The 6,597-nt window shown below is 73.0% G+C and carries 5 protein-coding genes; 2 read left to right on the top strand and 3 right to left on the bottom strand.

All coding sequences use genetic code 11. The features are described 5' to 3' along the window. The 3 genes from KUM39_RS11940 to KUM39_RS11930 form a co-directional block, all read right to left on the bottom strand. Positions 1 to 1,902: NADH-quinone oxidoreductase subunit C (locus tag KUM39_RS11940; RefSeq protein ID WP_246619968.1), on the bottom strand; the 1,902-nt coding region annotated here is incomplete at its 3' end. Continuing rightward, entirely contained in the window at positions 1,899 to 2,588 is a 690-nt protein-coding gene (locus KUM39_RS11935) for an NADH-quinone oxidoreductase subunit B (protein ID WP_217785526.1), read from the bottom strand. The genes KUM39_RS11940 and KUM39_RS11935, both read right to left, overlap by 4 nt. Then, positions 2,579 to 2,995, bottom strand: coding sequence for an NADH-quinone oxidoreductase subunit A (locus KUM39_RS11930; RefSeq protein ID WP_217785525.1), 417 nt, complete (start codon positions 2,993 to 2,995; stop codon positions 2,579 to 2,581). The genes KUM39_RS11935 and KUM39_RS11930 overlap by 10 nt, the downstream gene beginning before the upstream one ends. 442 nt (positions 2,996 to 3,437) lie before the next feature. Here KUM39_RS11930 and KUM39_RS11925 point away from each other — a divergent pair, with 442 nt between their 5' ends. Both KUM39_RS11925 and KUM39_RS11920 read left to right on the top strand, forming a co-directional pair. After that, the gene (locus KUM39_RS11925) at positions 3,438 to 4,610 is read left to right on the top strand and encodes a sensor histidine kinase (protein WP_217785524.1); all 1,173 of its coding nucleotides are present in this window, start codon (positions 3,438 to 3,440) and stop codon (positions 4,608 to 4,610) included. Between the two features lie 481 nt (positions 4,611 to 5,091). Further along, positions 5,092 to 6,459 (top strand): sensor histidine kinase, encoded by a 1,368-nt coding sequence (locus KUM39_RS11920; RefSeq protein WP_217785523.1) that lies wholly within the window; start codon positions 5,092 to 5,094, stop codon positions 6,457 to 6,459. Positions 6,460 to 6,597: the final 138 nt, after the last annotated feature.

Genomic DNA, 6,597 nt, shown 5'->3' with positions numbered 1-6,597 from the left:
GGGCTTGGGTGTGTCGGAGGGCTGGGGAGTGTCGGGGGTGACTGCGTCGTCCTCGTCCTGGTCGGCCTCGTCTGCGTCGCGCTTGACCGAGGGCGGCGTCGAGGGCGGGGGCGCGGTCGGCGTCAGCTTCTGCGGGTGGTGGGGCGGGGCGGGGGCCGACTCCGCCAGGTGCGGGACCGGGTCCGAGTGAGGCTGGGGGGTGGAGGTGGTCTGGGCGGGCGGGGCCTCGTCGGGCTCCGGGGCCGTGTGAGGCTGCGGGGCCAGGTGGGACTCCCGGGCCATCTGGGATTGCGGCTCCGCGTGGGATTCCGGCTCCGCGTGCGGCTTGGGCCCGGGGTGCTCCGCCGATGGCTCCGGCCTGGGCTGCGGCGTCGGTTCGGGCCTCTGCTCCGGGTCTGGTGCCGGGCTCGTGGATTGCTCGGGCTCGGTGGGCTCGTCGAAGGCCGGGCGGGCGTGGTGCCAAGGGGCGTCCGCGCTGCGCGGGGCGGTGGAGGGGCGAGCGGGAGCGGCGGGGGTCGCCGAGGGCCTGGGGTCTGCCGGGGGCTGGGTGCGCTGGCTGGCCGAGCCGCCTGACGCACTGCGGGAACGGCGAGGGCCGGACGGAGCTGGAGCGGCGGGGGCGCTAGGGGTGCCGTCCTCCGGGGGCTGCTGCTCAGAGACGGGGCGTTGAGAGGCCGAGCCACCCGATGCGCTGCGGGAGCGACGCGGGCCGGACGGAGCTGGAGCCGCGGGGGCGCTAGAGGTGTCGTCCTGCGGGGGCTGCTCGGAGGGTGAGACGCCAGCGGCAGGGCGCTGGGAAGCCGAGCCATCCGACGCGCTGCGGGAACGACGCGGGCCGGACGCGGCCGGAGCGTCAGGGCCGCTGGAGGCACCGGCCTCCGGGATCTGCTGCTCGGGGGCAGGGCGTTGGGAGGCCGAGCCATCCGACGCGCTGCGGGAACGACGCGGGCCGGACGCGGCCGGAGCGTCAGGGCCGCTGGGGGCACCGGCCTCCGGGATCTGCTGCTCGGGGGCAGGGCACTGGGAGGCCGAGCCGCCCGACGCGGTCCGGGAGCGACGTGGGCCGGACGCGGCCGGGGGCTCCGGGGTGGGGGGTGTCCGGTCCGGGGACTCCCCCTGCGTACCGGTGGTTTGGCTGGCTGAGCCCTGGCTCGCGGTGCGTGTGCGGCGGGGGCGGGTGGCACCGGTGACGGGTGCTTCGGGCTCCGTGCCTGGGCCGCCGGTAACGGGAGTTGAGCCCGCGGCCCCGGTGGGCGTCCCCGACCGGCCGGGGGCCGGGCGGTCGGCGGTCGTACGTGCGGTGCCCCGGGCTGGGCGGGCGGGAGCGGCGGGGAGCTGACCCTTGAGGGGGCCCCACTCGTTGGGGTCGGGGACGCCGGGGGGCAGCATCTGGCGGCGCTTGGGGGCGCCGTGCTCGGACTCGCCGGGCTCCTTCGCGCCGGGCCACGCCTTGGCCACGCGGGCGGCGAGGACGAAGTCCTTGCGGAGGGGGTGGCCTTCGAAGCTGTCGGGAAGGAGGAGGTGCGTGAGGCTGGGGTGGTCCGTGAAGGAGACGCCGAACATCTCGTGGGTCTCGCGCTCGTGCCAGGCGGCGCCCGCGTAGACGCCGACGGCGGACGGCAGCGCCGGGTTCTCGTGCGGGACGGTCGTACGCAGCAGGAGGCGCCGGACCGGTCCGAGGGCGGCGACGTGGGCGCAGATCCGGAAGCCGGTGCCGGGTTCGTCCACCGCACTGAGCCAGTCGAAGTAGGTGCAGCCGAGAGTGGTCCGGGCCGTGTCCAGGGCGGTGAGCCAGACGGCCGGGGGCACGTCCACGGTCAGGACGTCGTACGACTCCTCGGCCGTGGCGTCCGGGCCGAAGAGTTCCCCGGCGGGGGCGGGCAGCCAGCCGACCGTGCTCATCGGGCGTCCCCCTCGGACACACCGGTCACGCCTGTCACATCAGTCGCATCTGTCGTATCAGTCGCACCGGGCGTGGCTGGGGGGCGTACGAGGTCGCTCTGGAGGGCGGCCGGGGACGGGCGGTCGGCGGGGGTGCCGTAGCGCTCACCGAGGGACTCGCGGGCGATCTTCTCCTGGAGTTTGAGGATGCCCTGGAGCAGCGCCTCGGGGCGGGGCGGGCAGCCGGGGACGTAGACGTCCACCGGGATGATCTGGTCCACGCCCTTGGTGACGGAGTACGAGTCCCAGTACGGTCCGCCGCAGTTGGAGCAGGCGCCGAAGGAGATGACGTACTTCGGTTCGGGCATCTGCTCGTAGAGGCGCTTCACGGCGGGCGCCATCTTGTCGGTCACCGTGCCCGATACGACCATCAGATCGGCCTGGCGCGGACCCGGTGCGAAGGGGATGACGCCGAGCCGGATGAAGTCGTGGCGGGCCATCGACGCGGCGATGAATTCGATGGCGCAGCAGGCGAGGCCGAAGTTGAAGACCCAGAGGGAGTAGCGGCGACCCCAGTTGAGGACGACCTTCATCGGTTCGGGGGCGAGCCGGGCGAGGGCGCCGAGCCGCTTGGGCTCGGGGAGGAGTACGGGCTGCGGGGCGGGGCTGGGGGCGGAGCCGGTGGCGGCGGCCGGGTTCACGTCCATGCCAGGACTCCCTTCTTGTAGGCGTACAGCAGGCCCACGGCGAGGAAGCCGAGGAAGACGAACATCTCGACCAGGGTCGCCGCGCCGTAGCCGGGGGCGGCGAAGACGGTGGCCCAGGGGAACAGGAAGATCGAATCGACGGCGAAGACGACGTAGAGGAAGGCGTAGACGTAGTAGCGGACCTGGGTGTGGGCCCAGCCCTCGCCGACGGGATCGACGCCGCACTCGTAGGTGAGGAGTTTCTCGGGGGTCGGTACGACGGGCCGCAGCAGGCGTCCGGCGCCGAAGGCGACCGCGACGAAGAGGACGCCCAGCAGGGCGAGCAGTCCCACGACCGAGTAGGACCGGAAGTAGTCGGCCGCGGCGTCCGCGGCGGCTACCGTCGAGTTGCCCACCGTCTCCCGCACCGTCCGCCCTCGCTCCCCGCGCTGCCCTGACCTCGTGGTGTTTCCGGTTCCCGCGCGGCGCTGGGATCGCGGGAGGCCGTACCCACGGGAGTCTAGGCCCTGATAAAGACACGGTAAGCGGCCCGTCGCGGTGTGCGGCAGGGGGATCGTGCGGTGGGTGGGGTTTTCCCCAGGACGAGAGGGCGGCGGACCTCATGGCGCCGGGGGTGTGTGGCACGGCAGGCTGAACGGTATGACCGCAGCCGCCTCCTCCGTGGGCCCCTCCGGGCCGGCCGCCGACCCGTCCGAGCCTGCCGACCTCTCCGGGCACGCCGATGCCTCGGGGCCCGCCGATCCGTCCAGGCACTCCGATGGCTCTGGGGCATCCGGCACCGATATATCGGGGGTCTCGGGCCCATCCCGCACGTCCGCCGACCGCGCCGGGACCTCGGTCCGTGCCGGGGTGCCCGGTCCGGATGGTGTTCCCGGCCCGCTGGCCCCCGCGCGTTTCGCACTCGGAGGGCACACCTGGAAGGAGATAGCGCACCTGCTGCTGAATCTCCCGATGGCACTGCTCGGCTTCACCTATGTGGTGACGGCGGTGTTCACCAGCGGGTTCCTGACGCTGACGGTGATCGGGCTGCCGTTGCTCGCGCTGTCCCTGCTGGGTGCCAGACAGCTCGGGAAGCTGGAGCGGGCGCGGGTCCGTGCGCTGCTCGGGACACGGGTGGACGAGCCGTCTCCGCTGCCGGTGACGCGGACCGGCGGACCGGCACAGCGCCTGTGGGCTGCGCTCAAGGACCCGGTGGGCTGGCGGACACTGCTCTACGACTTCATACGCCTGCCCTGGGGAATCCTCACCTTCGCGGTGACGCTGACCTCGCTGTTCGTGCTGTGGCCGGTACTGCCGTTCATCGCACGGGGGTTGACCAACGTGGACCGGGCGATGGCGCGCGGGCTGCTGTCGCCCTCCGACGAGTTGGAGCGGCGGATCGCGGAGCTGGAGTCGGACCGGGGGGTCGTGGTGGACACGGCTGCGGCCGACCTGCGCCGGATCGAACGCGACCTCCACGACGGTGCGCAGGCCCGGCTGGTCAACCTTGCGATGGGGCTGGGCCTCGCCAAAGAGAAGCTGCTGGAGGACCCCGAGTACGCGGCGGCGATGGTGGAGGAGGCGCACGGCGAGGTGAAACTCGCGCTCCAGGAGCTGCGCGATCTCGCCCGCGGCATCCACCCGGCCGTGCTCACCGACCGGGGGCTCGACGCGGCCCTGTCGTCGGTGGCCTCGCGTTGCACCGTGCCGGTACGAGTCACAGCGGATCTGCCCGCCCGCCCCGCCCCCGCCATCGAGGGCATCGCCTACTTCACCGTCTCCGAACTCCTCCAGAACATCAGCAAACACAGCGGCGCCCGCTCGGCCACCGTGGACGTGTGGCGGTCCCGGAACCGGCTGCTCATACAGGTCACCGACGACGGGCGAGGCGGCGCGCGCCCGGACGCCGGAAGCGGCATACGAGGGCTCTCCGAGCGGCTGGGCGCGGTGGACGGCCTGTTCGTGGTCGAGTCCCCCCAGGGCGGGCCGACGGTGGTGACGGCCGAGTTGCCCTGGCGGGATCGGGAGGAGGGGCGGGATTAGGAACCCGCGGGGCTACGGGGCTACGGGGCTGCCGCCGGGGCAGAGCGGGGGTTTGCGCGCGGGGGTCGGCTGAGGTGGGCTTGCACGTGCTGTGCGCTGGGCGGTGCTCGGTGCGCCCTGGGCGCTGTGCGGTGTGCTCTACGCGGTGCGCGGTGCCCGGTGAGCACCGGACGCTGTCAGGCGTGCGACACGCGACGCAACGTGCGGCACAGCAAGCCAGCACCAGCACCAGCACCAGCACCAGCACCAGCACCAGCACCAGCACCAGCACCAGCACCAGCAGAATCGTCCAACTCCCGCTTCCAAGCGCGCCGTTCCCGCCGCTCGGGGCGACCGCATCCCGATCCGTACAGCTCTCGGAGGTAGGGAAAACCCCCGCACGAAGACACCGATGGACTCCATGTCGGTGCGGGGCTGGGGACAGCACGATGAAGGGGTACGGCTTCGAGGCCGTCGGGGCGAGGAGAACGGGGCGATATCCATGAGCACGGAGTACGGACAGGGGTACGGGCTCGACGAGGCCGGGGATGCCTGGCCCGCGCCGGGTGATCGGAGCGCAGGAACGCGCCGCTCCCCGCTCCCAGCCGCTCTGCGGGCTCCCTTCGAGGGGCGTACGTGGCGGGAGTTGGCGTACGTCCTCACCGGACTGCCGGTCGCGGTGGTGCTGTTCACCTGGGCGGTGACGACGGTGTCGCTCGGTGCCGGACTGCTGGTGACGTTCCTGGGGATACCAGTTCTCGCGGTGGCCCTCGCCGGGTGCCGGGGCTTCGGGGTCCTGGAGCGGATGCGGGCCCGCGCGCTGCTGGGGGTATCGGTGGCGGACCCGGAGCCGGTGCGCTCACGGCGGCCGGGGTTCCTCGGCTGGGTCGGTGGGATGCTGGGCAGCGGTGTCTCCTGGCGCCATCTGCTCTACGCGGTGCTCCAGTACCCCTGGGCCGTCTTCTCCTTCTCCGTCGCGGTGAGCTTCTGGGCCACCGGCTGGTCCCTGCTGACGTATCCGCTGTGGTTCTGGGTGTTCCCGATGTACGCGGGTCAGGACGGCATCCAGCTCTACGGCGACGCCCACCACGCCATATATCTCGACAACCCCTTCGAGATCGCCGTGACCGCACTGGTGGGGCTGCTGCTCACGCTGGTCACGCCGTGGATCGTGCGCGCGCTCACCGCGGTGGACGGGGTACTGGTGAGGGGGCTGCTCGGGCCGTCGCGGCTGTCGGCGCGGGTGGTGGAGCTGGAGTCGGACCGGGGGGTCGTGGTGGACGCCGCCGCTGCCGATCTGCGCCGCATCGAACGCGACCTGCACGACGGCGCGCAGGCCCGGCTGGTCAGTCTGGCCATCGATCTCGGAATGGCGAAGGAGAAGGTGCGGGAGGACCCGCAGGCGGCTGCCCGGATGGTGGACGACGCGCACGGGGAAGTGAAGACGGCGCTCCAGGAGCTGCGCGCCCTGGCGCGGGGCATCCACCCGGCCGTCCTCACCGACCGGGGCCTGGATGCCGCCCTCTCCGCCATCGCCTCCCGCTGCACCGTGCCCGTCCGGGTCGAGGTCGATCTACCGGCCCGCCCCGCCCCCGCCATCGAGGGCATCGCCTACTTCACCGTCTCCGAACTCCTCCAGAACATCAGCAAATACAGCGGCGCCCGCTCGGCCACCGTGGACGTGTGGCGGTCCGAGGACCGGCTGCTGGTCCAGGTGCTGGACGACGGGGTCGGCGGCGCGGACGCGGCACACGGTTCGGGTCTGGCGGGGCTGGCCGGTCGGCTGGACGCGGTGGACGGCGTCCTGGTGGTCGATTCACCGGCGGGCGGCCCGACCCGCGTGATAGCCGAACTGCCCTGGCGCACCTGATCCACACCCGGGTCGGCGCCGTAGCCACCCCGATTGGCACCGGCCCCCACACCGCCTCCGCCTCCGCCTCCGACACCATCCGAGCGCCAGCACTCCCACCCGCGCACGCACCGCACGCACCGCACGCACCGCACGCAC

The organism is Streptomyces corallincola (assembly GCF_019104725.1).
GTDB lineage: Bacteria > Actinomycetota > Actinomycetes > Streptomycetales > Streptomycetaceae > Streptomyces > Streptomyces corallincola.
Note: the sequence above shows the minus strand (reverse complement) of the source record. Positions and strands in the feature narration are given on the sequence as shown.